Origin of the sequence: Gimesia algae (assembly GCF_007746795.1) — a bacterium.
Taxonomy (GTDB): domain Bacteria; phylum Planctomycetota; class Planctomycetia; order Planctomycetales; family Planctomycetaceae; genus Gimesia; species Gimesia algae.
On the sequence record NZ_CP036343.1, the window covers coordinates 319,429 to 344,798 of the forward strand.

The 25,370-nt window shown below is 49.3% G+C and carries 20 protein-coding genes; 8 read left to right on the forward strand and 12 right to left on the reverse strand.

The annotated features are described in order from the left end of the window. Positions 1–14 precede the first annotated feature (14 nt). The 4 genes from Pan161_RS01200 to Pan161_RS01215 all read left to right on the forward strand — a co-directional run bounded on the left by Pan161_RS01200 (position 15) and on the right by Pan161_RS01215 (position 4,427). Positions 15–1,616 carry an ABC transporter permease gene (locus Pan161_RS01200; protein WP_145223793.1) on the forward strand — a complete coding sequence of 534 codons (1,602 nt, stop codon included), beginning with the start codon at positions 15–17 and terminating at the stop codon, positions 1,614–1,616. A gap of 81 nt (positions 1,617–1,697) precedes the next feature. Further along, a complete protein-coding gene (locus Pan161_RS01205) occupies positions 1,698–2,444 on the forward strand; it encodes an ABC transporter ATP-binding protein (protein ID WP_197995631.1) in 747 nt (248 codons plus the stop codon). Between the two features lie 185 nt (positions 2,445–2,629). Continuing rightward, on the forward strand, positions 2,630–3,487 hold the full coding sequence (gene ilvE / locus Pan161_RS01210; RefSeq protein ID WP_145223794.1) for a branched-chain-amino-acid transaminase: 858 nt from the start codon (positions 2,630–2,632) through the stop codon (positions 3,485–3,487). Between the two features lie 178 nt (positions 3,488–3,665). Further along, entirely contained in the window at positions 3,666–4,427 is a 762-nt protein-coding gene (locus tag Pan161_RS01215; protein WP_197995632.1) for a YHS domain-containing protein, read from the forward strand. Between the two features lie 28 nt (positions 4,428–4,455). Here the strand turns inward: Pan161_RS01215 and Pan161_RS01220 are convergent, their stop codons facing one another. After that, entirely contained in the window at positions 4,456–4,698 is a 243-nt protein-coding gene (locus tag Pan161_RS01220) for a hypothetical protein (protein ID WP_145223795.1), read from the reverse strand. Positions 4,699–5,079: 381 nt separating this feature from the next. Continuing rightward, positions 5,080–5,274, reverse strand: coding sequence for a hypothetical protein (locus Pan161_RS01225; protein WP_145223796.1), 195 nt, complete (start codon positions 5,272–5,274; stop codon positions 5,080–5,082). 493 nt (positions 5,275–5,767) lie between these two features. Between Pan161_RS01225 and Pan161_RS01230 the strand changes: the two genes are divergently transcribed. Beyond that, a complete protein-coding gene (locus Pan161_RS01230) occupies positions 5,768–6,046 on the forward strand; it encodes a Flp family type IVb pilin (RefSeq protein WP_002645565.1) in 279 nt (92 codons plus the stop codon). A gap of 138 nt (positions 6,047–6,184) precedes the next feature. Continuing rightward, a complete protein-coding gene (locus Pan161_RS01235; RefSeq protein ID WP_145223797.1) occupies positions 6,185–6,505 on the forward strand; it encodes a branched-chain amino acid aminotransferase in 321 nt (106 codons plus the stop codon). 154 nt (positions 6,506–6,659) lie between these two features. Here Pan161_RS01235 and fliS read toward each other — a convergent pair whose 3' ends face one another. The 7 genes from fliS to Pan161_RS01270 form a co-directional block, all read right to left on the reverse strand. After that, on the reverse strand, positions 6,660–7,133 hold the full coding sequence (fliS, locus tag Pan161_RS01240) for a flagellar export chaperone FliS (RefSeq protein WP_197995633.1): 474 nt from the start codon (positions 7,131–7,133) through the stop codon (positions 6,660–6,662). A 67-nt stretch (positions 7,134–7,200) separates the two neighbouring features. Continuing rightward, positions 7,201–9,921, reverse strand: coding sequence for a flagellar filament capping protein FliD (fliD, locus tag Pan161_RS01245; RefSeq protein ID WP_145223799.1), 2,721 nt, complete (start codon positions 9,919–9,921; stop codon positions 7,201–7,203). 190 nt (positions 9,922–10,111) lie between these two features. After that, the gene (locus tag Pan161_RS01250) at positions 10,112–10,894 is read right to left on the reverse strand and encodes a class I SAM-dependent methyltransferase (RefSeq protein WP_145223800.1); all 783 of its coding nucleotides are present in this window, start codon (positions 10,892–10,894) and stop codon (positions 10,112–10,114) included. A 55-nt stretch (positions 10,895–10,949) separates the two neighbouring features. Further along, the gene (locus Pan161_RS01255; protein ID WP_145223801.1) at positions 10,950–11,801 is read right to left on the reverse strand and encodes a phytanoyl-CoA dioxygenase family protein; all 852 of its coding nucleotides are present in this window, start codon (positions 11,799–11,801) and stop codon (positions 10,950–10,952) included. A 38-nt stretch (positions 11,802–11,839) separates the two neighbouring features. Then, positions 11,840–12,529 carry a hypothetical protein gene (locus tag Pan161_RS01260; protein WP_145223802.1) on the reverse strand — a complete coding sequence of 230 codons (690 nt, stop codon included), beginning with the start codon at positions 12,527–12,529 and terminating at the stop codon, positions 11,840–11,842. Positions 12,530–12,599: 70 nt separating this feature from the next. Then, entirely contained in the window at positions 12,600–16,796 is a 4,197-nt protein-coding gene (locus tag Pan161_RS01265; RefSeq protein WP_145223803.1) for a tetratricopeptide repeat protein, read from the reverse strand. 303 nt (positions 16,797–17,099) lie between these two features. Next, complete coding sequence (locus Pan161_RS01270) at positions 17,100–18,908, reverse strand: flagellin N-terminal helical domain-containing protein (RefSeq protein ID WP_145223804.1); 1,809 nt, start codon at positions 18,906–18,908, stop codon at positions 17,100–17,102. A 1,674-nt stretch (positions 18,909–20,582) separates the two neighbouring features. On the opposite strand from Pan161_RS01270, the gene Pan161_RS30365 reads away from it, so the two are divergent. Beyond that, positions 20,583–20,729 (forward strand): hypothetical protein, encoded by a 147-nt coding sequence (locus tag Pan161_RS30365; RefSeq protein WP_197995634.1) that lies wholly within the window; start codon positions 20,583–20,585, stop codon positions 20,727–20,729. A 104-nt stretch (positions 20,730–20,833) separates the two neighbouring features. Here Pan161_RS30365 and Pan161_RS01275 read toward each other — a convergent pair whose 3' ends face one another. Together Pan161_RS01275 and Pan161_RS01280 are read right to left on the reverse strand one after the other, a co-directional pair. Next, complete coding sequence (locus Pan161_RS01275) at positions 20,834–21,979, reverse strand: cysteine desulfurase family protein (RefSeq protein WP_145223805.1); 1,146 nt, start codon at positions 21,977–21,979, stop codon at positions 20,834–20,836. Positions 21,980–22,024: 45 nt separating this feature from the next. Next, complete coding sequence (locus Pan161_RS01280) at positions 22,025–23,098, reverse strand: AAA family ATPase (RefSeq protein ID WP_145223806.1); 1,074 nt, start codon at positions 23,096–23,098, stop codon at positions 22,025–22,027. Between the two features lie 200 nt (positions 23,099–23,298). On the opposite strand from Pan161_RS01280, the gene Pan161_RS01285 reads away from it, so the two are divergent. Beyond that, positions 23,299–24,114: a 3'-5' exonuclease gene (locus tag Pan161_RS01285; protein ID WP_232103582.1), complete on the forward strand. Its 816-nt coding sequence runs from the start codon at positions 23,299–23,301 to the stop codon at positions 24,112–24,114. A 9-nt stretch (positions 24,115–24,123) separates the two neighbouring features. Here Pan161_RS01285 and Pan161_RS01290 read toward each other — a convergent pair whose 3' ends face one another. Then, a complete protein-coding gene (locus Pan161_RS01290; protein WP_145223807.1) occupies positions 24,124–25,284 on the reverse strand; it encodes a hypothetical protein in 1,161 nt (386 codons plus the stop codon). Positions 25,285–25,370: the final 86 nt, after the last annotated feature.

Here is a 25,370-nt window from a genome sequence, read left to right on the forward strand (position 1 = left end):
AAAGGATTGGCCGTATGTACAAATCACTGCTTTGCCTGCGATATTTGAGAACCCGATATATTGCGCTGGCCAGTATCATTAGTATGACCCTGGGTGTGGCGACGATGATTGTCGTCAACAGTGTGATGGATGGTTTCAGTACGGATATGCGAACCCGTCTGCGAGGCATTCTCGCGGATGTGATCGTGGAAACCAATTCACTGGACGGTGAAGACAATACCCAGGATCTCAAAAACAGCATCCAGCGTGCTGTGGGAGATGATATTGATGGGATGACGGCGACCGTCGAAATTTACGCGATGCTCAGTGTGCAGTATGGTTCGCAGTGGCAAAGCAAGCCGGTGACTTTAATCGGCATTGACCCTGCCACCAAAGCCACCGTTGGCCCGCTGGCTCAATATCTGGAACACACCAACGATAATGACATTCCCAACTGGGAACTTTCGCCGGAGGCGATGGCCTATCGTAAAGAATGGACCACGCGCGCCCAGTGGATGGTTGATCGCTGGAATCATAACCCCCCCGCAATGGAAGAGAACGAACAGGTTTCATTTGAAGAACCTGTCGAGTCGAAGGAGCCACTGCCGGTCCCGAGATTTGCCAATGATTCCGGCTCGGCGTCGCCCTTTGATCAGGCACCGAAACCTACAGCATCCAACAAAGCGAACCCGAATGAAAATCCTTTCAGCGGAGACCTGAAAGCATCCCCCTGGGAAGAAAAGGTAGAACGGGACCCCGGCAGTCCCCTGGAGGGACGCGTTTATATCGGGTATGGACTGGTGAGTTTTCCTTATGAAGATCCAGAAACCGGCAAGACGGAAATGTTCCAGATAGTCAAGCCGGGTGATGATGTCAAAATCAGTACGGTAACCGCCGGTCAACCACCGGAGCCGACGCACTTCAATGCCACGGTCGTTGATCTGTTTAAGAGCAACATGAGCGAGCATGATAGCAGCCTGGTATTCTGTAATCTCGAATACCTGCAGGAAATGCGTAGCATGATTGACCCTGAAAGCGGGGAGAAATCGATCACGTCGATTCAGATTAAATTGAAACATCCGGAAGACGCCGCCCTGGTCGTCAGTAAGCTGGAAAAAGCTTTGCCCGCAACTAAGTTTCGCGTGCGAACCTGGGAAGACAAACAGGGGCCCCTGCTGGCTGCAGTCGAAGTGGAATCTGCGATCCTGAATGTGCTGTTGTTTCTGATTATTGCGGTTGCCGGTTTTGGAATCCTGGCGATCTTCTTCATGATCACAATTGAAAAAACGCGCGACATCGGAGTGCTTAAAGCATTGGGCGCCAGCTCAAACGGCATCATGTCCATCTTTCTGTCTTACGGACTGGCTCTGGGGCTGGTGGGCAGCGGTGTCGGTGTGATTGTCGGTCTGCTGTTTGTCCGCTACATCAACGAAATTGAAAAAGCGATTACCTGGATCACCGGGCGGAAGGTGTTCGACCAGCGTATTTATTACTTCCCTGAAATTTCGACTCATGTGAATCCGATGATGGTCTTCTGGGTTGCCTTGGGCGCAATGGTTATTGCTGTCCTTGCCAGTATATTACCTGCACGAAAGGCGGCACGATTCCATCCTGTGGAATCACTGCGTTACGAGTAAGGTACTCTGATCGAGAACCGTTTTTAAATACGGCAAAGTATCAGCCACAGTTGTTTTCCCGTTTATATTGAGTATGAATTCATGACTGAGACCCTATCCATGCCTCATCCACAGTTAGCGGCGGTTGCCATCGAAAAGGCTTATCGAAAAGACAAGCACAAAGTCCCCGTTCTGCGGGGCATTGATATGGAAGTTCAGAAAGCTGAGTTTCTGTCGATTGTGGGGCAGTCCGGGTCCGGGAAAAGCACGCTGATGCATCTGTTTGGGCTCCTGGATTCGCCTGACATTGGCGAAATTCATCTGGAAGGCCAACGAATCGATGATCTGCCTGACCATGCCCGAGACCAGATTCGCAACCGGGTATTCGGCTTTATTTTCCAGTTCTACCATCTGCTGCCCGAACTGAATCTGCTGGAAAATGTACTCTCTCCGCTGATGATCCGATACTCGACATGGGAATACTGGAAGAAGAGAAAGCAGTTTCGTCAGGACGCTTTGGAGATTATCGAAAAAGTCGGTCTGTCGCATCGAATCAAACATCGCCCGTCAGAAATGTCGGGTGGGGAAATGCAGCGGGCCGCCATTGCCCGGGCCTTAATTGCCAAGCCTCAGATCCTGCTGGCGGACGAACCTACGGGAAATCTGGATAGTAGTACCGGTAAAGAGATTATGGACCTGCTGACCAACTTGAATGAGCAGGAACAGCTGACTATCATCATGGTGACGCACGACAATTCGATTGCCGCCCAGGCGCATCGGACGGTTCGTTTACTGGAAGGTCAGATTGAGGTTCTGGGGAAATCCCACGCCGCTTCCGTTCCCGCTTAGTGACAAACGATCAGCGTACCGCTGCTGGTTTGAACCACTGTCGCCTGCGTTGTGTCAATGGCGTACGCCGTTGCTCGTGATGCTTCTGACTGAAATGGATTTCGCTGAATTCAACTTCGGATTAATCTTCCGCCAAAACCAGCCAGCCGTGCCTCGGCGTATTTTGAGAATGGTACCAGATTCCAATGTCGCTCCAAGTTTATATTGACGGAAAACTGCTTCCCAAGGAAGAAGCAAAAATCAGTGTATTCGATCATGGTCTGCTGTATGGTGACGGCGTATTCGAAGGAATCCGCGTCTACAATAAAAAAGTGTTCCTGATACAGGAGCACATTGACCGTCTGTATGAAAGTGCTCTGGCGATTCGACTGACAATTCCGCTTACGAAGCAGGAAATGGTTTCGGCCATCAATGAAACAGTAGCAGCCAACAAGATTGAAAATGGCTACATCCGACTGGTGATCACACGTGGTGCCGGTTCTCTGGGACTGGATATCCGCCGGACCAGTAATCCGCAGGTGATCATCATTGCGGACAATATCTCCCTCTACGATCCGCAGCTGTATATCGACGGCCTGAAAATCATCACCGCTGCCACGATTCGCAATCACCCGGCGGCATTGTCTTCCCGGGTGAAGTCGCTCAACTATCTGAATAATATTCTCGCGAAGATTGAAGGCACCGACGCTGGCTGTATTGAGGCATTGATGTTGAATCATAAAGGAGAAGTCGCGGAGTGCACGGGCGACAATATTTTCATTGTGAAAAATAATGTGTTGAAAACTCCGTCCGTGGATGCAGGAATTCTGGAAGGCATCACTCGCAATGCGGTGATCAGGCTGGCTGAGCAGTCAGGTATTATCGTCGATCAGTCGCCGTTTACGCGACACGATATTTTCGTGGCTGACGAATGCTTCCTGACCGGTTCTGCTGCGGAAGTGATCCCAGTGGTGGAACTGGATGGTCGCCAGATCGGGAGCGGAAAACCAGGGCCGATGACGTTAGATCTCAATGAGAAGTTCAAACAGCTGACGCGAGAATAGCAGTGTCGCAGCTCACGTCGGGATCAGTCGAAATCGGCCCGTGACCGGAATGCCTGTTGCATGAGTCTTTTCCTGTGATACGATAAGAATTCGCCAGTTAGCGCGACCTGTTAACGCTGCTCTGGTGTTAATTCTCTCAGCGAATTTGAATTGATCTGTCCCGTCTGGAAACCTGTTCATGCGAATTACAACACATGCTGCTGTCCGTATTCTATGCGTTTCACTGCTGCTGCTATGTGTGACTGGCGCACAGGGTGAACCAGCCAGTAATACGAATCCCGAAGCGAAAAAAGATCCACAGACGGTCAAGCAGGCATTGGCGGAATTTAATTCCCTGATTGGTGGCTGGCGTGGGGTCGGCATGATCAAACGCAATTCGCGTAAAGGAGCCTGGTCCGAAAATGCAGAGTGGGTCTGGAAATTCAAACCCGGGTCCACCAGTATTGCTTACGAGATTACCGATGGGAAATTCCTGAAATCGGCGTCTCTCAGTTATGATCCAGAGCAGAAGCGTTATCAGCTTGCTACCGTTCTTCCGGACGGAACAAGCCGTGATTATGCGGGGACGTTAAATAAAGACACGCTGGTTTTGGAATCAGCCCCCGACCCGGAAGGTGACATCTATCGGATTTCAATTCGCCGCTTGAATGAGAAACGGACCCTGGTGCTGTTCGAACAGCGTAATCAAGGACAGTCATTTTATTACCGGCTGGCCGAAGTGGGGTACACCAGAGAAGGGACACGACTGGCAGACCCCGGGAGTGGCGGACCTGAGTGCATTGTGACCGGAGGTGCGGGAACGATTCAGGTCAGCTATCAGGGAAAAACGTATTACGTCTGCTGCAGCGGCTGTAAGCAGGCTTTCGATGAAGATCCGGAAACCTATATTGCGGAAGCAAAACAGAAAGCGGAAGCACGCCGGAAACAGAAGTCGAACTAATCCAGCCTGGCGATAAGCGGAATCCCGCTTAGAAATTTTCCAGTGAAGAACCGAGTTCACCCGAGGCTCTATCTTCGGGGGCTTCTTCCAGAATGACCTCAGTTTCAGCCAGATCCGTGCGAGGCAGCGGAATTCGTTCTTCCGTTACCGATTTTTTCGACATGGGATTCAGCCACTTGGGAAGTCGTGAAAAACGGGATGGTTCTTCCGCCTTGGTCTGTAGAATGGCGGGCTCAAGTTCTACAGGTTGCTGCTGTGAGACATTTTGCACCGGAGTCGTCTGTCTGTCTTTTTTCGTATAAAATTCCAACCCGAAAAAAGGTGAGCGACTGTTGCTGTCTATCTGGAATAATTTGTTACCCAGACCCTGACATCCCGTCTGTGTACAGAGTATGAGCGTCAAGACGCACAATACTCTGGTTAATCTTAGCCCGTTCATTTGTTGACTTATTCCATCCTTGTCCAAGTCAAATACTCTTTGCTGTATTGATGACTGAAATTCGAAGCAGCGTCCTGATCTGTGGCTGAACTGAATTTCGTCCTCTATCGTCATCGGCTGAATCTGAAGACAGATTTCCTGTTTTTCCCGTTTCTATAAAACTTGAAGGGGAATAGTCTGTCCCCGGTCGATTTATATTAACAGTTGACCGATTTACTCCTGTGCGGTTTCTTCTGAGAGGCGGCTTTCGATTTCTTCTTCCGATTCCACAGGAGGCTCACTCTGTTTGGGTACGCCTCGAAATGCGAGTTTGCTTGTGATCGGGCTCTCATTTCCCATCTGACAGCCAGACCAGGTCATGACGCACATCAGCGAACAGCAGATGGCAAGGTGTGATTGTTGACGCATTGGGATTCCCTTCCCAGTAAATATGAACAATACCCCCTACGATTATCGGGTGCGTTTCATAACAGGTATTGACTCTCAGGTGAAGAGCGTTTTTCGGATCCATGGCATCCAATTCTTATTTTCAACCGGTTTTTCAGGACTCCCTCCGGTCACGTTGCCGATTCCCCACATGTTGCTTTGAGGCATCCCTGGCGTTAACTGAATGTCAACTAACGGGTTACGTGTAAACTGCGGTCGGGGGCTTGAGGCGTGTTGTTTTTTTACCTCAAGCGGCTGCGTTCCATTTCAGGGTGGTGCCAGAAAATCTCTGCCTGGATTGCTTTTATTATCTCCCTTTACGGTAACCACTTACGATTCCGGTTCTGAACAGTTTGTAAAAAAAGATTTACGGTTTGGCCCCTTTGGTATTCAGCTTGCTTTACATCCCTTTATCAACTTTGAAATGCAAACAACTCGATGCAAAACTTTCATATCAACTTTGGAGACCACCACGATGAAAAACATTATCAACCAACTGATCAACGACGAAGCCGGCTTCATTGTTTCTGCAGAACTCGTCCTGATTTCCAGCATCGCTGTGCTGGCCATGATTGTCGGACTGTCTGAAGTCGCCAACAACGTCAACCAGGAACTGGAAGATGTCGGCAGTGCCTTCGCCAGCATCGACCAGTCTTACAAACTGAGCAACGCACATGGCCACAAAGCCTGCACCGATGGCAGCAGATTCAATGACTGCCCTGACTTCTGCTCAGGTCAATGGGACGTGCAGTAATCCTTTCGCTGAACTCTTCAACAACCCCGAAACGTGCTTTCTTTCCGACGACGACCGCCTGCAGGGCTTCACCACCCCTGCAGGCTCCGAAATACCCGAAACAAAAATGAACCAATTCTCTTTCTGGAGTCCATCACCATGAAAACTATGCTGATCCGTTTAATGAACGACGAGGCTGGCTTTATTGTCTCGTCCGAGCTGGTCCTGATTTCCACCATCGCCGTGCTGGCCATGATTGTCGGGCTGAGTGAAGTGGCCCACGGCGTCAACCAGGAGCTGGAAGATGTCGGGAGTGCCTTCGGGCGAATTAACCAGAGCTACTACGTTGCGGGTGCTCACGGCCATAAAGCCTGCACGGACGGCAGCAGCTTCCATGATCAGGCTGACTTCTGTGATGGCGAGAACGATATCGTCTGCGACCGTTCACCACGGCAGGAAGGTAACGGCTACTACAACTGATGGTCGGCCTTAAAGGGCTGACGGAAACATCCAGCTTTCCCGACAGGAAAGCAAGCTTGCATCGAGGCGGAGGTCTCCACCTCAGGCACTCTCATCGTACTGGTGAGAGTGCCTTTTTTTATGCGCTTATGCTTCTTGTTGCTTCTCCGCAGAATTAAGTTAACCAGGAGCGGCTCTGATGTGGTTGTTCGGCTTTTTCCATGTGATGTGGAGGCTGGAGAGAATCGTGTGAGTGGATGATCGCCGATTGTTCTGGTATTTCCACCTGAATTTGTTCAATCAGTTCACACCAGCTCTCCCGATGAATCTCAAGGACTTTAATTGCATTCTGGATATATCTGGCATCCTGTTTCACATCGGCATGATGCAGATTTTCATAAACGAACACAAACAGCGCTTTAAGCTGGTCGACCATTTCCGGCTGTTGGGACGGATCCAGACCGCCAATCAGTTCTGCAACGAGGTCGCGGCTTCTATCGAGTGCAAAATGAGCCTGCTCAAAATGTTTTTCTTCGGCGGCCAGAGCTGCTTTTCTGGCAAAACGCAAGGCACCATCAACTACCATGAGATGTAACTGGTGCGGTTTTGCTGTTAAAACCTGGTTCTCGATATAATCAGTTCCGTTCATCGCTTTGGTGGCCCCTCGCATTAATACAAATGAGTCTAAAACTTTAAATAGTTATGATGCAGACTGCTTAACTGCTGATCGAATTCTGCAGACCATCCAGCGCCGTCTGCTGTGAATTCAACTGGTTGACGATGGTTTCCTGTAGTGTGAACTGTCGAATGAGTCGCTCACGTCTGGCTTCCAGAATCGTATTCAATTCATCAACGCGTGTATTCAATGCCAGTGCCGAAGCCTTTAGTGAATCGGTTTGTGCTTTGAGTGTTCCGGTAAACGGGTCAGTCATTGCTGTAATGACATCATTCATGACGACGGCGAACCCGGTGTCCTCCTGCTGGAAGAATTCGGTGACAGCATCGGGGTCGTCAGCCAGCAGTGATTCGAGAGTGGCGCTGTTTAACTGCAATTTACCGCTGCCATTAAACTGAACTCCCAGCTGAGCCATGCTTTTGACAGAGCTGTTACTGATGGACAGCTTTTTCGTCAACATTCCTTCCAGGCGGGAAACGGTTGTCTGGACCAGACTGTTTCCGTTCAGCACGCCACGTGCATTGGTTTCGGAATCGTAACCGGTGAGTGAGTTCTTGGCGTCCACAAAACTGTTGTACGCATTAATGAAGGTCGTGACTGTGCTCTTAATTCCCGAAGTATCGCGGGCCACATTAATGGTTGACGATGACAACCCGGTAGAAAGGAGATCGATTTCCAGTCCCGTGATGGCGTCGTCAAAACTGTTGGTCGAGGAAGTCAGCAGGAACGAAGTCTGGGGGTTGCTACCGATACGGATCAATGCATCATCTGCATCCACGGATGTGGAGAAACCGAAATTATAATCGCTTTCCAGAATCAATTCGCCTGCCGCACCACTACGGGACGATGTAATCGATAGCCGGGCAGAATTAAAAGCCGTCCCATCGTCGATAATGGTGGCGGAAGCAACCCCGGTCGCATTGATTTTTTCTGTGATATCCTGGAGTGTGTCAGTCGCTTCAACGGAAATCTCCGTGAGCTGTCGACTGGTGACTCCGGTTGTTCCCGAGCCTTTTATGCCCAGGCTGGCCGCGACGGTGCCACCGGAAACTTCTTCGACTTTGACATCAAATGAGCTGCCCCCGGTGCCTTCTACAATAAAGCCGTCACCGTAATCGTTTAACCGTGCATTGATCTGTGCTCCGGCGGTGGCTGCAGCTTCATTGATTTTTGTGAGGACATCCCCAATCGTTTTTGTGGTGGCTGAGTCAGATAATTTGACATTGAAGCTGACACCATCACGGTCTGTGATTCGAATACTTCCGGTTGTGACTGGTGTTCCGTTTTTACCATAGGTTGAGAGTGAAGTATCCTCGTTGATGTAGCGTAAATCGAGTGAACCGGAATCAACGGTGTGTTTTGAGTCACCCAGAACGGTATCAATTTTCAGGAAGCTGCCCAGGTTCCCGGTTGTATCCTGGATTTCAATCGACGTGCCCGAAGCAGCGGAGGTATCTTTGATCTGGATGCCTGTTTTGGTGGCGTTGAGACTGGCCTCAATTTGAATGCTGCCGTTGGCGTTGATGGCATTGATCACATCGTCCAGTGTTTCCACTCCGGAAAAATCAATGGTGGCATTGCCGCCGGCTCCATCTTCAAAGTAAACCTGGCCGGCATCGAGCACAGTGCTGGTTGAGGACACGCCTCCATTTAAATTCCGCAGAAGTACAGAATTCAAACCACCCGACAGAGTACCCGTGATAGTGCCACCCAGGCCCGTGGTCTGGATGCCCAGTTCTCTGGCTGCGAGCGAACCGTTTAAAGCAGTGACTTCAAATGGTGTAGCAACACCGCCGGTGTTATCAGTCAGGCTGAGCTTACCGTCACTGGTGATGGCCGCAGTGATCTTTCCACCATTCGATGCGTGGTTGTTGACCAGGTCAACAACGTCACCGACCGTTTGTGCAGAGTCCAGATCGATATTAAACGTTGAAGCATCAGAGGCGGTGATCTGAAAATCTTCGGAGCCGGATACGGTGGTAATACCATTACCGTCATTGATCTGCGCCAGATTGAAATCGCTGGTCACGCGGTAGACCGAATCACCTGTTAAAGTCGAACCTGCAACAGACTGCAGTATACCCAGGTCGGCGGCTGTTTTTCCTCCAGAGACTTCTGCGACTTTTAGTGTTCCGAGACCGGAGCTCGTGTCTGTAAGAACCAGATGGTCATCTTCAATGCTGGCAACAATGGAAGTTGCCGAGCCGTTAATCTCGTCAACGACATCATCAATGGTGAGGGTTCGCGTCAGATCGATGACTTCTGTCTGGCCATCCCTGTCGGTGATGCGAATGCTGCCCCGCTGAACTCCCAGGCCATTATTCAATTCTTCCAGCAGCTTGGAATCATCCAGTTTTCCACCTTGTGAAAGTGTGATGGTAGTGGCGGTGCCCAGGGGAGTAGTGTCGGAGTCCGCAAATCCATTTGAGACAATCTGGTGATTCGATGAAAGTCTTAATCCCTGCAGCTGATAAGTGGCTGCGGTCGCGGTGCTGTTGGCGGCGACACTGAACTGGCTGCTATCAGAACTGGTGGCCTTCAGGGTTTCGAAGGTACTTTTCTGGTTCAGTTTCTGAACGGCTGTGTTAAGCGTCAACAGGTTGGCTTCGAGGGTTTTGATGCCCCCTTCGGTTGCCTCAAATGCGGATGCACGGTTCGCAAGTTTCACCAGAGCGTTACGTTGTACGCCGATGATTGCATCAGCGATTTCCGTGATGTTCAATCCGGTTGCCAGACCGACACCGGAACTGATGCCTGACATGTTACCTAACCTGTATTAAGGTTGAATGAGATAATGTTTTTCATAATCAGTCCGCGCATGCGGAACTACTGCATCTAACTATTTATCGGTTAGTCAAAGCTTACTGCTTGAGTAGAGTGCTTGATTACAGCGCTGCTGTTCTGACTTTGACCTGGACTCTATCGGTTGTAGTGAATATGTATGTTGTGGTTTATTCGATCACTGCGTAGGAAAGAGAAGTAGCAAACGGAAATCTCTTCAAACGCAGGTTTGGCAGCCCTAGAGTTTCCATGGCGGCCAGTGTTTCTCCGGGAAATAAATCCATATTGAGTTCATCAAAGGCGATAATTGCCCCTTTGGGCATCCGGGGAATCAGCAGTTCCAGCGCGACTTTGGTTGGCTCGTACAGGTCTGCATCCAGATGCAGCAGTGAAACTACCAGGTGCTGATTCTTTTCCAGGTACTCTGGCAGTGAAACGCTGATGTCTCCTTTCACCAGTTCGACCTTAGAAATATGATTCAGGTAACGTGAGGAATTATAAACCTGAATCGCTTTCTCCAGGTCTTCCATGGCATTTTCTTCTGATTTAAAGCCACCGACTTCCAGATGTTCGCTGGTACCCGTTGTGTCTTTCTCACTCAATGAGGGAAAGCCTTCAAATGTATCAAAGCCGATAATTTTGCGGAGATAATTGACCGGTTCCAGAATCGCGCTGAATTGTGCCCATGCCATCAGGCTGGCACCACGGTGTACACCCAGTTCAACAACAGATCCGTTGACTTCCAGCTGCTGTTTAAAAATTTCATAGCGGGCCAGCAGTTTAGTAATGGATTGCCGGGAGACGTACTTGGTAAACGCATCGAGTTTGTTCAGATTCGTGCCGACACTCGATTCCCAGTATGCTTCGACAGCATTCAACGCATTAAGGTCACTGTCAGACTGGTTTTGTGACTCGCCGACGTTCCCTTTTAACAGCCCTTTTTTTTCTGCCATTTCAGTTGCGCTTTTATAATGAAGTGTGAAGGGGATCTGACAGGATGTAGCCTGATTAAGATGCGGTTCGCTGCATCGCCTGTCTGGCATGGGTGATATCTCTGATCCGCCAGCCATCTCTCAAAAACTGCGGATCTCTCAGGTCTCGATACCGCAGATTTAACACAAACCGGACATGATCTGATTGATTCTTACAGGGAGTATGTGGAGTCAGGCTGTGAAACAGCAATACGTCGCCGACTTCCAGTTCCGTTGGTACAACACGTTCATATTGCTGAACTACCGCGGGAGGCAAAGAATGCCATTTTGTGTTGATGCCATGGTTATGTTCATCATGGGCGACCGGGGCTTTCTGGTGTTCTCCCAGCGCGAGCGTCAGACTCCCGTTATTCCGATCCGTTTTCTGCAGCGGTGCATACAGGGTGATCGTAGAATAGGGACCTTCGTTGTAATACCAGTCCTGATGCCATGAAGCGAGATGCCATTCCGCGTGGGGCATACTCATGAGAATAATGTAACGATCATGGATTGAGAGTTCCGGAGAGAGCAGTGCTTCGAGGATCGCCAGTAATTTGGGATGTGCTCCCATTGAGTGTAAAGCAGGCGCAGCATTCATGGAATCATATAAAACACTCTGCGCACCAGGATGGTTCCGTTCCAGTTCACGCAGGCGATCGCTGATCTGTACGATTTCATTCGCGTCTTGTGAAGTGCTGGCGCCGAAGTGTCGTTCCAGGAGAGAGAGTCGGCCTGACATATCTTTGCGGATGGAAAGAAACTCATCAGGTGAGAACAGTCCCTTTACCAGGATCGCACCTTCTTCTGCATATTGTTGTTTGAGTGCGTCTGAAAGTTCAAAACCGTCCTGGGGACAGTTCAGAGTGCATAATTGATTGAGGGGCAGCATCGGTTTCCATCCCTGGTTAATTTTGCTGAAAGAGAAAATTATTCACCGTAGCCGAACTGGGTCACGAGCGGTTTGAAAAACCGGGTGACCATAGCCTGTTCTGATTGAGAAAGTCGGTTGCGCCATTTTCCAATCATTAATGGTTGAATTGGTTCAGTGTCTACGGTGTGTTCACCATCGATTCGTAATGCTGCTGAAGTGACTGCAGTGTCGGAGACAGCTGCAGGAGCCATCAGTAGGACATTCATTTCCTGTGCAATCGCCTCAACGTCATCCAGTTTCAGCAGGACTCCCAGCTTGGTTGCCATCTGAAAGATCAGTCCTTCTGCATTTTTCAATAGATGCTCGTAAGGGATGACCATGATGCCGGGCAGGCAGAGTGCATGATGAATTTCCTGGTATGCAGCGACCGTCTGATCGACGGCATCTGCAAACGACATGTCCTGGAATTCCATTTCTGCACAAACGACGTCCCGCGGATCTCGATAGTGATAAAAGGGGCGTATGGCATCATCCTGGGCAGCTGAAACCGCTTCTTCCGTCAGGAAATCGAACTGCAGGATTAACCGCTCATTCACATCCATGGTGCCGATGAGCTGGTTGAGTTCTTCAACAGAATTTGCCTTCTCAACTCGAAACTCAAGGCTTTGATGCTGCCAGATTTTCTGAAAGACGGCTTGTGACCAGTCTGTACCTGAGTTGGGAATGCCGAAATTGAAAATGATCATAATACTTCCTGTATGAGATGAAGCTTAGAAAATTTGACAGAGGAGAACGCCTGGCAGGATTTATGAATTTCTATTTGAGATCCAGTTCGTTTGCTTCACGCTGACGAGTTTTCTGCGTGAGGAATTGCGGACGCGGAACTTTCGTTTCTGCCTGTGTACTGCGGTAGGGATGCTGATCCTGAAAATAATCAATAAGTTTTCCCTGGTATTCAATCAGTAGCGTTTCAAAGGGGATTTGATTACGTTGAATTTCCAGTACGATATCTGCGGCCCGCCATTGCGTGGCAATCAGAATGATATCCACTGGTTCTGCGATGAGCTTATCACGGAAGTAGATTTCCTGGCCGGTTCCCGGGACGAACGTGCCGACTTTGTTCATGTCGGAATCAATCACTGTCGGGAACCGCTCTTTGTCCAGTTTGTGCTGATTGATGAAGGCAGCCGCTTTCCCCGTGCCTCCCCAGATGGCAGTTCGCTTGCCGGTCTCTGCGAGTTCGTCAAACTGAAACGCGAGTTGTGTTGCTGACTGCAGAGCTTTTTCCTGAAATGCGATCGCCTGCCGCGCCAGTTCCACCTGATGACTCTGGGGTTGGAAGCTGGCCATCCCGTAGATGACTTCGTCGTTATAACTGGTTTCAATCAGGTCAACACTGGTGGCACAGCGTTTCAGTAAGCGTTCCAATGAGAGTGTTGTGAAATGTGAGTTGTGTTCGTAGAAGAAATCCACAGTACGACCGGCGGCCAGTACGCCATCTATACAGGGGACTTCAATAAACAGACTGGTTTCACAATCAGCTACATTGGCAGCAAATGCGACTTCCTGAGCAAATCCCAACGGGTTCATCAGGTGTTCGAAAACATGGCGGCTGATAATGAGATCCGGCTTCAACTCAGCCAGATGCAGGCCTGGTTCAAACAGCATGGCACGGGCTTCGATCAAGCCATCTTCGGTTTCGATCTCTGCGTTGGGATCAAAGCCAATGAATTTTCCCCAGGGTATTTTTTTTGCCAGGGAACGCAGTAAATGTCCTTCGCCGCAACCAATTTCCACAACGATTGGATTTTCCGGGAGTCTGACGGCAATCAGGTCACAGACATTCTGCAGGTGTTCGGACCAGATTGCACCTTTGTTAAACATCAGGTTGGGTTTATCAGAATAAGGGACCTTGGCATAATCAAAGGCAGCATTTGAGATGTGGCCACAGTCCACGCATCGCATAAAATCATGTGGCAGTCGTTCCATTGCCTGAGCTTCTTCACAGCTTTGAGGCCACGCCAATGTGGTCAATGGCAGTAATCCCCCATCGTAAAACTGGACTGCGATATGATAACCACAGGCGGGACAGGTGTAATTCTGCATGGCAGAATTCAGGATTTTGATGTAGTCAGCGTTTCCTGTCTGATTTAATGAAGCATCCATGCTGGGTTCCTTGTTGATGTCCGAGCTATTCAGACTGAGAGATGATTGTTTGTCAGGCTGCTGGGTATCGCTGTGTTTTAATGCTGATTCGAAAAAAGATTCCATTTCCCGAACCGTATTGATGTCTTCAAAAACCAGATGACTTTTGGAGAGGATTTTCAGGCGAAGCTGATCGCGGAATGCTTCATCAGCACCGATGCGACAGGCCAGTTCGATATACTCATCAATCGTAGAAACGACGCAATCCTGAAGCCCCATCTTCTTATAAATCGCGAGCATGCCCCGCCCGCGCATGTATTTTGCCGGCAGCGTGACAACCGGGGTTCCGATTGCCATCGACTGATAGGATGTATTTCCGCCTCCAAAGTGGAGAGGGTCAAGCAGTACATCAGAAATATAAATCAGATTCAAAAAGTCAGATGTTGCCATCCCGCGTAACCAGTGAATCCGATCCACCACGTCCGGGAATGTGTTATTGAAACGTTCAACCAGCAGATTTTTCCATTTGGAGTTTTTGTCACGAATCATGACAATCCGTGCCTGCGGGTCCTTTCGCAGAATTCCCGCCAGAATCTGATCAAATTCGGGATGAATTTTAAACAGCGTCTGAGGGCAGGCATAAACGTGTTCGTCATCGGAAAGCCCGAACGCAGCCCGTGCTTTAATCTTTTCAGGCAGCGTAGGGCGATAGTAGTACGAAGGAAGCGCATCCAATTGTACCAGTTGCTCTGAATAATGTTCTTCGGCATCTTCCGGCTCGATCAGTTTGCTGGAGATAAAGTAGTCGATGGTTTTTAAACCGGTTGTAATCGGGTGTCCCCAGGTCACACATTGGATAGGGGCATGTCGCGTGGTGGCCAGCGAGAAGATAAGGGGGTCCATGCCGATATCGGCATAAAACAGAATATCCAGTTCCAGGCTTTGTAATCGTTGATTGGCCTGCAGGAGGTCAATCCCTAGAAAGACATATTCGTCTGAGTTGGCACGAATTTCCTGGGCAACGTTGTCATTATGTTTTAATGGTGAGATGGTGATGACATGATATTTTTCACGATCAAAATTCTTGATGATTCCTTTCATCAGGGTCCCGATTGTATGTGCATAGAACAGGTTGGAGATAAAGCCGATTCGGATGCGACCATCTCGTTCTACTGTTGGGTTTTGTTGATTCCAACTGAGTGTGTTCTTTAGTTGATGCAACTCCGCCATACGTTCGATAATCGGCCGATCGTTATATCCCTGGTAAGCGAGATAAAACGTACCGGGAGTTAATTTGATTGAAGCGTCGATCTGAATCTCGTCGGCGTGCATCTCTTCAATTTTTTCCATAAAGGATATACGCACATCCTCAATCGCTTCCTGGGAAGCAGGTATGGGAGGCAGCAAGCTGGCGATCGCAAGTCGATATTCCGGCAGGGGGCGCAATTGGAAAGCTTTCTCCAATGCCTCTTTTGCTTCTTCGAACTGACCCATGCCTTGGTAGAGAGACGCCAGATTATTGTAAATGGAGGGACTGGAATCATCGAGTTTCAACGCACGCTGGAAATATTTGAGTGCTTTACGGGTTTGCTTTTTTTGATTGCTGAAGAATCCGCGAAAGCTCCAGAGAGTGGCGTTATCAGGATGATCATTGAGCGCTTGCTTTGTCTGCTCTTCAGCATCCTCCATTCGCAATTGTGATGAATAGAGGTCGATCAGTTTTAATCGTGACTGAAGATGATCCGGTTCCAGCTCAACCAGTAATTCAAAATAGCCAACAGCAGAACCGATTTTTTTTTGCCGTAATCTGACGGAACCCATTCCATACAGGGAAGCAGTGTTCGTCTGGTCGCTCTGGTAGAGACTTTGGAAGATTTCATAGGCATTGTCCAGGTCGCCGAGCGATGCCATCAGAGACCCCAGGTGAAAAGCAGCACCAGGATGATTTCGGTGTTTTTCCAGAACTTCTCGATACGCGAGCATTGCCTGGGAAATTTCTTTTGACTTTTCGAATGCCTTACCCAGGTGAAATAAAATTTCATAATTATCTGGTGCCTGCTTTAACGCATCCTGAAAACATTTGATGGCGGATTCAAATTCTTTCTGCGCGGAATAAACGATGCCCAGGTTGTTTTTGATTTCCCAACTACCTGGATGTAACACGATCGCTTTTTGGAGCACCGTGATTGCTGCTTCGTATTTCTGCTGTGATGTCAGAAAGACAGCGTAATTTTTCAGAGTACCAATATCATCAGGAGCAAACTGCAGTGCCCGTTGATAGGACTTTTCGGCAGCTTCCGGGGCGTCTGATTTCGCGAGCGCATTCGCCAGATTGAAATGAGCCGTATGTACCTGCGGTACCAATTTCACGACATTTCGGAAAATCGAAATCGCTTCTTCTAGCTCATCTTCTTCCTGTAAGAGGTTTCCGAGATTGATTAACGCGTCGATGTAATCGGGTTTGAGTTGAAGGGCTTTACGGTATTCATCGATGGCTGCCTGCTTTTTTCCAGAACTGGCGAGTGTGATTGCCAGATTGTAGATGAAAGTCGGGTTCTGAGAATCCAGCTCGATGGCACGTTCATAGTTGGTAATCGCGTCTTGAAATTTTCCTAAGCCTTTACAGGCGGCACCGCGATTGGAAAAGAACGAAGCGATCCCGTCGTTCCGGCAGATCGCCCGTGTCATGAAATCGATGGCTTTGTGATATTGTTTCAGATGCAGATAGACCACACCCAGTAAATGCAAGGCATCAATCTGTCCGGGATCGTGTTGCAAAACTTCGCGATACAGTTCTTCTGCCAGAGGGAGATTGCCCGCCTGATGCTGTTGAACCGCAGTTGCCAATAGTTCCTGAGGTGATGGCATGAGATCTTCTTTGAATCACTTTTGTGATTGAAAAAAATTCAAATAGTACTGAGCGAAACTGCCTGAGGCAGAACGCTCGGCAGACTTTTCCGGTTATTCTGTTTGTATCGGCTGCGGTGGGGGGCTAGATAAGCAGTTTCTCTGGTCTGCAGAAAATCAATCGTAATCTCGGTCCTTCACCTCAGAATGGTTGGTAAGCTGGGTGGGAATGAAGATATAAATAAAAAAACACTACCCATCATTGGATGGATAGTGTTTTTGTTAATTCAGTATTTCTCATTCGATGAATGAGGCCTTTGAGGATTATCTCAAGAGACTCAATACCTGTTGTGGGTTCTGGTTGGCAATCGAGAGAACCGAAATACCAGCCTGGTTCAAAATCTGAGCTTTCGTCAGATTTGCGGTTTCGACAGCGAAGTCGGTATCCACAATCTGGCTACGTGCTTCAGAAATGTTTTCCAGAGCAACACCCAGAGAGGAGACGTTGGTTTCGATCACGTTCTTCTGAATCGCACCCAGACGACCGCGAAGGGTGGAAACACGGTTGACCGCTTCTTCGATGATGTTCACCAGGTCAGAGCCGGGTACTGAAGGACCGACGTCCAACAGACTCTTTCCACCACCGGAACCCAGTTCGAACAGCTTACCGGAGACACCGCCCAGACGGGCTGTGTTGACCGCTTCAATTCCGATACCAACCTGACCAGCGGCTGACACGTCCTGTCCAATCTGGAACAGTGAACCACCACCAGTGATGGTGATGCTGGCAGTATTGTCAACAGTGTTCGCGGCAGCAGTGAAGGAGAACGATGCATCCAACTGTTGCGACCGCAGGTTCGCTGACAGACCGGAACCCTGGGCAACCTGACCGTTGATTCGTGCAACAATGTCCGAACCAATGTCTCGTTTCAGAGAATTCCCGTCGGTAATATTATCGACTGTGTCAAATGTTCCAGACAGCACGTTGACGTCCACGAATTCATCAGCACCATAGTTATTGGCACTGAAGGTCAGGTAAGCGTCCGTACCACCGGCTAAGGCAGCAGAAGCTGCAGCGTCGACCACACCGGCACCAGCACCTTCCACGGCTGTTGAGACGTACGCGTTGGCATCTGCGTTAGCATCCAGCAACGTTTTGATGTCGGCTGCAGTCGAGGTAATGGCACTACCAGCGTTCGTTGCCAGACTGACGACAATGTTAATGTCCGTGGCATTATTCGTGACAGTCACGCCTAAAGCTTGACTGGCCCCACTAGGGTCGACAAACGAAATGTTAATATTTTGGTTTGTATCACCCAAGATACTGTCCGATGAGCGAGCGTCGGTAAAAGTCAAATCGGAGTTGACGGCAGCACTGTCGACTGTCAGGTTGCTGGCAACCTTATTGGTTTTGGTCGCTGTCACACCTGTAATATCGGTCACGCCATTCACAGCATCCTTGACGTTGTCCAGCGTGCTGGATGCACCAAGGAAGAGCACCTGAGAACCACTGGAACCACCCACTTCGATGGTGGTCGCAGCTGCCAGTCCACCGTCAACAGCACTGTAATCCAGACTGGCCTGAGTAGCTGCAGTGACGATAGTAGCGTCGAGTGTAATCGAACTGCTGCTACCAAATACGGCTTCGTTGACCTGGAAGTCGGAGAGTTTTGCTGAATCGACTGCAGAAGACTGTGTACGGAATGCTTTGCTTCCGTCAATCAGTTTGTCACCAGCGAATGATGTATTGGCGGAAATTCGGTTGATCGCTGATAAAGCAGTGTCGATCTGCAGCTGATTAGCTGAGATTTCGTCTTGAGACAAAGCACCTTCGTTCAGACCTTCCTGGACCAGACCACGAACCTGATTCAACAGGTTAGTCACTTCGCCCAGAGCCGAGTCAGCAGTCGCAATTACGTTACTGGCACGGTTACTGTTTTTGATTGATTGTTCAATAGCAGATACCTGAGATCGCAGAGTTTCACTGGCGATCAGACCTGATGGATTGTCTTTACCGGAGTTGATTTTCAAACCGGTTGACAGTCGTGTCAGCGAGGTATCCAGAAGATTCGTAGATTTGTTTAAACTACGCAGACCTCGCAACGAGGCAACGTTAGTATTAATTCGCGTCATGGCAAACAGCCTTTCTCACTTGTAAATTAAGCTCCCCAAGGGATTAATGGGTATTAGCTACTTATATGATTTAGGTTTCGAGTGATGCTGAAACCACCCGAAGACATTAGTTTCTGATCCTGTCAAATCCTATAAATGTGAAACAAATCGATACATTCTGACAGGATTCCTCGAACTGATGTGGCTTATCTTTCCATAACAAAACCATTCCAGATTCAGACGACGCAAAGAATGAACAGAGGGAAATTGCGCATTCATGCTCATATTCTATCGGAATGTTACTTTAGGTAATCTGAGAGTCTTTGGTGTTTTTTTGAAAATAAACCGATCCCTCTGGTATCGCACGCAGGAAGGGATGAGTTGTAACTATTATCCGTTCCTTCATCAAAAGTTCGGCTGTAACTCTATTAGCGTGAGAGAGGAAAGTGGTGATCGTATCATACAAAGGAATATTTATATTAAGGCTGGCTGCAAGATTGTTGCTGTTTGCCTAACCGGACTCTGCCCGTGTTGCGGAACGGGTAATGACTTCTTAACTGCTAAAGTTTGCCATGAGGTAAATCCCTCTTACTCTCACAGCACTTAGCTTGTGCCCCGTTTCAATACCTGCGTCAGACTGGTTGAAATCCAGGATGAGTAATCCATCGCTGGGAGCTGTCGAACAGATTTGTTGCCGGACGAAATGAATCACGCTGACATTCAACTTGCAGTTAGACTGTGTCCAGTTTTACTGTCGCGTCTCCAGGGCCATTTGGACCGAGTAGAATAGATTGTGAGACGCTATGGTTTTAATGTGATGCGCTCTAGAAGTTGACCGATCGGTGATCTGGGATTTCCGCTCCTGGAACTTCTGTTTTAATAATGGTCACTCACAGAATTGAAGTACCGGTTTCGGATGCCGTTGGTCGGGCGTTAAGGATTGAAAACTGCAGGGTGCACAATCATCAGGAGAAACGATACGATCCCTTCGGGACTCTGCAGACAATTTCAAACAGAGTTACATTATCCGTTGTCTGGCAACGGGATTCCTGCAGTCAGACTGTGATTCCACCGGCTAAGTTGTTACATCTCAAAGAAGTTTGAATGAGCTGGATCAACTCAGGCAGAATCAGAGCATGCCTGGAATAATTCAATAATTAAACAGCAAATCGTAGTCTGTAATTAAGTTTGCTGGCAGGAAACCAACAGGTGCATTCTGTAACTGCTATTGCAGAGTTGTTGATTATGCGGGTTAATGATAATTGTTCTGATGAATGCCGATCGTATCAAATGAACTTGGTCTTCCCGGAGTCTCATTCTTTTCATGTGAAAAGTCAATGCTTATTGCTCAAGATCACTGATCGGCAGCGACGATCTATCTTTCATATCTTGCCAAAAGCGAACATGCCACAGCAGGTGGTTGAATAAGCAGACAAATGATGTCGCAACAGTTGATGGAATAAATATCACAGATCATATTGCACCTGCGCTGAACAGATTCACTTTCAAGATGTATTCATCCTAAGAAGACCATATTCACGAATCGCATACCTTAGGGAGCAGCATCGCATGCCTTTGTGTCCCCAACACACTAGTCATCAGGTTAAGGAAGCCCACTCAAGATTAGGACGATCACTTGTAAAAATCCAAACGACCCGTCACGCCTCAACAGTCGCTTCAGAGAATAATGCAACCATGTTCCATGACTGGGAACAAAAGTGGTCGCATCGTCGCGAACTGATCGCCAGTCGCATCGAGTTGATCGAAACGCAGCTCAAGGCTCTTGAGCAGTCAGATCTGCCGATGCCACAGTTTACTATTTTTGATGATCCGGGAGAGTAATAACTGCCCGGCCTGGAATAACGTCGCTGATGAAACCAACGCGGTCTCTGGATCAGAGAGCGGAACAAAAAAGCCTGACAAAATAGACAAGACTCTGTATCAGGTCAGGACCGCAGTTGGTTGACCACTTTGCTGATTCGCATGATGGCTGCTTCGATCTCCTCGTTTGTATTGAGGAACGAAAGGCTTAATCGAACTGCAGAGCGATAGACGCGTTCCTCGCAGCCCATCGCCAGCAGCACGGGAGCCGGGTCTCGTGAACCGCTGGCACAGGCGCTGCCCAGAGAGCAGGAGATGCCTGCCAGATCGAGTGAGATCAGCAGGGCTTCTCCATCCAGGCCGGGAAAAGAGATGTTGAGGGTATTGGGAAGCCGATGCTGTTGACTGCCATTGACAACTGTTGGCGAGCAGAGTTCCTGCAGTCCCACCTGCAGACGATCTCTGAGCGCTGCAGTCTGGCTTGCTCGTGCTTCCTGATCCTGCACAGCTGCTGCCAGCGCTTTTGCCATGCCCGCTGCCAATGCCACCGGTTCGGTTCCTGCCCGTTTGCCCCGCTCCTGATGTCCGCCTGCAATTTGAGGCAGCAGGCGTGCGTCTGCTTTAACGATCAGGGCACCTACGCCTCGCGGACCATGAAATTTATGAGCTGCCAGGCTGACGGCAGTCGCGCCTGAGTCATGAAAATGAAACGGAATCTTCCCGATGGCCTGCACGCAATCCAGATGCAGGGGAATATTATGTTTCTGACAGCTTTCCGCCAGCGGGGCAATATCCTGAATTACCCCGGTCTCGTTATGAGCCAGGATAGAGGTGGCCAACTGCACGTGTTCCCAGTTTAGTTCAGCGAGTGCTTTAGTCTCAATTCTGCCCTCGTCGTCCAAAGGAAGTGGAATCTGTTTCAGTCCCCGCGGTGCCAGGCGACGGATGGTGTTGACCGTAGCGGGATGCTCACCCGCTGGTAAGACAATCTCTCCGGGAGATCCAGACAAAAATCCCTGAATGGCCAGATTGATCGATTCCGTACCACCGCTGGTAAAAATGACTTCCTGGGGATGCGCACCCAGGAGTGCGGCCAGTTGTTCGCGGGCATCTTCCAGTACTCTGCGCGCCTGGCGCCCCTCTGCATGAGCGCTGCCGGGATTGGCATAGTGTGTTCGATACTGTTCTGCAAGCAAGTCCACCACGTCATCCAGGGGACGTGTTGTGGAATTGTTATCCAGAAAAATCCGTTGTGAAGCTGGTATCGACATGACCGGTCAGTATTTCAAAGTCGGTAGTCCCTTTGGGAAAAACCGTTAACCTTTTGCGGCTGCTTTCGCCTGAGTTTTAAGCTGGTTGGGAACATGTTCAATCAGCATGTCAATAATATCGTCGGGAGCAAGCCCTTTACTGTCTGCCTGAAAGGTGGTGACAATGCGATGCCTGAGGACTGCATGGGCAACGGATTTGATATCCTCGGTCGAGACATGAAAACGCCCTTCCAGAATGGCTCGGGCTTTGGCTCCCAATATCAGAAACTGTCCAGCACGTGGGCCGGCGCCCCATGACAAATATTCTTTAATGAACTTGGGGGCCGTCGCTTCTCCCGGACGCGTGGCCCGTACCAGATCCCGGGCATAGACAAATACATGCTCGGCGACAGGAACTTTGCGGACGACTTCCTGCAGCGCCAGAATCTGACGCCCCGTTAATGCGGCTTCCAACTCCGGTTTTTGATTGCCGGTCGTCTGTTTGAGGATCATGAGTTCTTCGGCAGCAGTCGGATAATTCACAACCACATTAAACATAAAGCGGTCCAGCTGCGCTTCCGGCAGTGGATAGGTACCTTCCTGTTCGATCGGATTTTGCGTTGCCAGTACAAAAAAGGGTTCCGGCAGACGATAGGTATTTGAGCCGACAGTCACATGACGTTCCTGCATGGCTTCCAGTAGCGCAGCCTGAGTTTTGGGAGGCGTTCGGTTAATTTCATCTGCCAGCAGGACGTTCGTGAAGAGTGGTCCCTGCATAAACTGGAAGGAACGATGCCCGGTTTCCGGATCGTCCTGCAGAACGTCGGTTCCTGTGATATCGGAAGGCATCAGGTCCGGGGTAAACTGGATGCGACGAAATGAAAGGTGCAGGATTTTGGCAATCGTGCTGACCAGCAGTGTTTTGGCCAGTCCCGGTACACCGACCAGCAGGCAGTGGCCTCGGCTGAACAGTGAGATGAGGATTTCATCCACAACTTCCGACTGACCGATGATGACTTTCCCAATTTCATCGCGCATCAGCAGGTAAGCATTGGACAGCCCACGGATGGCCTGTGCTTCCAGATCACGTTGTGCTTCATTGTCTTCCTGAACCATCAGATGCTCTTCATGGTCGGTCATAAACCCTGTCTGCCTTTGCAACAAAAGACCAAACTACTCGAAACGCTTCTTATTGTTTATACTGGTCAGCAGAACCGAATGGAAGGGGCCATTTGTCGGGAGCGGATATCCCGAACAGTCTGGCTCCGAATCCTGTTCGTCAGTGAACATGTTTTATGCTGTTATTATCATCACTTCACCCGTAAAATGCGAGTCAGAACGTGTCCCAGCCCCCCGTAGCGTATCTTGTATTTGATGTGGAAGCGATCGCCGATGGCGATCTGATTTCCCGTGTTCGTTATCCGGGGGAGGAATTGTCCCCTGCGGAAGCCCTGGCCCGCTATCAGGCCGAACAGGTTGAGGCCACCGGCAGCGACTTCATTCCGGCTACTTTTATGCTGCCGGTCTCTGTGGCGGTGGCTAAGTTGTCTGAAGACTATCGGCTGCAGGATCTGACAGTACTCGATCCACCCGAATTTCGCCCGCAAATCATCACAAAGAAATTCTGGCAGGGCTGGGTGCACTATGGTCAGCCAACCTTAGTCACTTTTAATGGTCGTGGTTATGATTTGCCGGTTCTGGAACTGGCAGCATATCGCTATGGAATTTCACTGCCGGAATGGTTCAATGTGAACGCCCGCAGTTTTGATCAATCACGCAACCGCTATAATACCGGCGCTCACCTCGATCTGATGGATCTGTTTTCCAATTTCGGTGCCGGCCGGATAACGGGAGGGCTGAACCTGTTGGCCAATCTGATCGGCAAGCCAGGCAAAACCGGCATTGATGGTTCGCAGGTGCAGTCGATGTATGATTCCGGCAAAGTGGATGAAATCAACGACTACTGCCGTTGTGATGTTCTGGATACCTATTTCGTATTTCTCCGTTCCCGGGTCCTGGCAGGATTCCTCAGTATTGATGCTGAGCAGGAGATCGTCACGGAGGCCTATCGGTATCTGGAGCAGGAAGCAAACTCCAACAAGGCGTATCAGCACTACCTTGAACACTGGGGAGATTGGGAACCGCCGACCGAATAGGCTCTGGCTTCACTCGGAATAAGTTACGTCCATGCCTGACAGTAGAAACTGAACCACCTGCTGGTTTCTGGTCTCACTGATTTTGACTGGAAGTGGTTGAGCGGTGTGGAATTCCAGTTCGACAGACTGCCAGCCGGGTTGAGGTTGATCCGGCTCTGGCTTAAGTTTCAGTGTAATAAACTTTGCTGCCACCGGTCCTGGCTCGTCTGTGGATAATTCGATTGTAAACGATTCGATCAGGAATGTACTCTGATCGACGTTCATTAACCACGAGGACAGGTTTTGCATGGCAGACAGATAGATTGCTCTCGTTGAGAGATTCGTATTGTTTTGAGAAATCTCAAACTCCAGTGATTTCTGCTGCTCACTATGTGGATAAAGAGTAATTCCATTTCCCAGTTTGACCGAATCAATTTTGCGAGAGACAGAAACCCAGCGCTTCACCAGTTTTTCGATTTCCAGCAGTTCTGTTTTATTCCTGTTTTCAGTACTGGTTTGGGAAAAAGAAATGCGTCGGATGGGATTTCTTTTTGCAGGGTCTGGCGGAGTAATCGCTTGCGGGAAGATTGCCTTGGCAACGGTTTGTGAAACGAATTCTGGTTCTGGATGTCCTGCGATGATGGCAGACTTGCGTACTTCTTTTAACGTGGTTAACTCGACCGCCGCAAACCCGGATTGTGACTTTGTCTTACCCGGCAGGAACGTTAAAGTTTCAGGCAGCATGGATTGTGTATTGAACTGCAGTTCAAATGGGCGGCACAGATGCCGGGTTAAGAGATCTTTAGGAACTCCCCGCAGGATGATAACGGAACCTGTTTTTCTGATCACATGCCACTCATATTCTGTCAGTAATGTCTGAGCTGAGATGGGTTGTTGAAATTCGGAAATCAGTGTCAGCTCATGCCCGCTGAAATAGACCTGATTCTGCTTCTTGAATTTTTCGATAGTGGATTGAGGGCCGACAGGCGACAGAAAGCTGGAGGCAGCCGACCATTGTGTCAAAATCTGTCGCGGATCATTCTGGTTAATTTCGACGGTAGTCTGGTTTGAGATCCCCGCAGCAACTTTTGTTTTAACCTGTGTCGCAGGTGGATTTTCAGCCGGAAGCGAAGTGGCAGCCAGCAAAGTCAGCAGGATCGAATTAAGATTCAGGAAAGGATGACGACGCATCACGAAACTCACTCTGAAATGGGGAGAAAAAACAGACCTCGCGCCGAATCGGAATTCACTGGTGAGATGCCTGATAGATGGGGCTG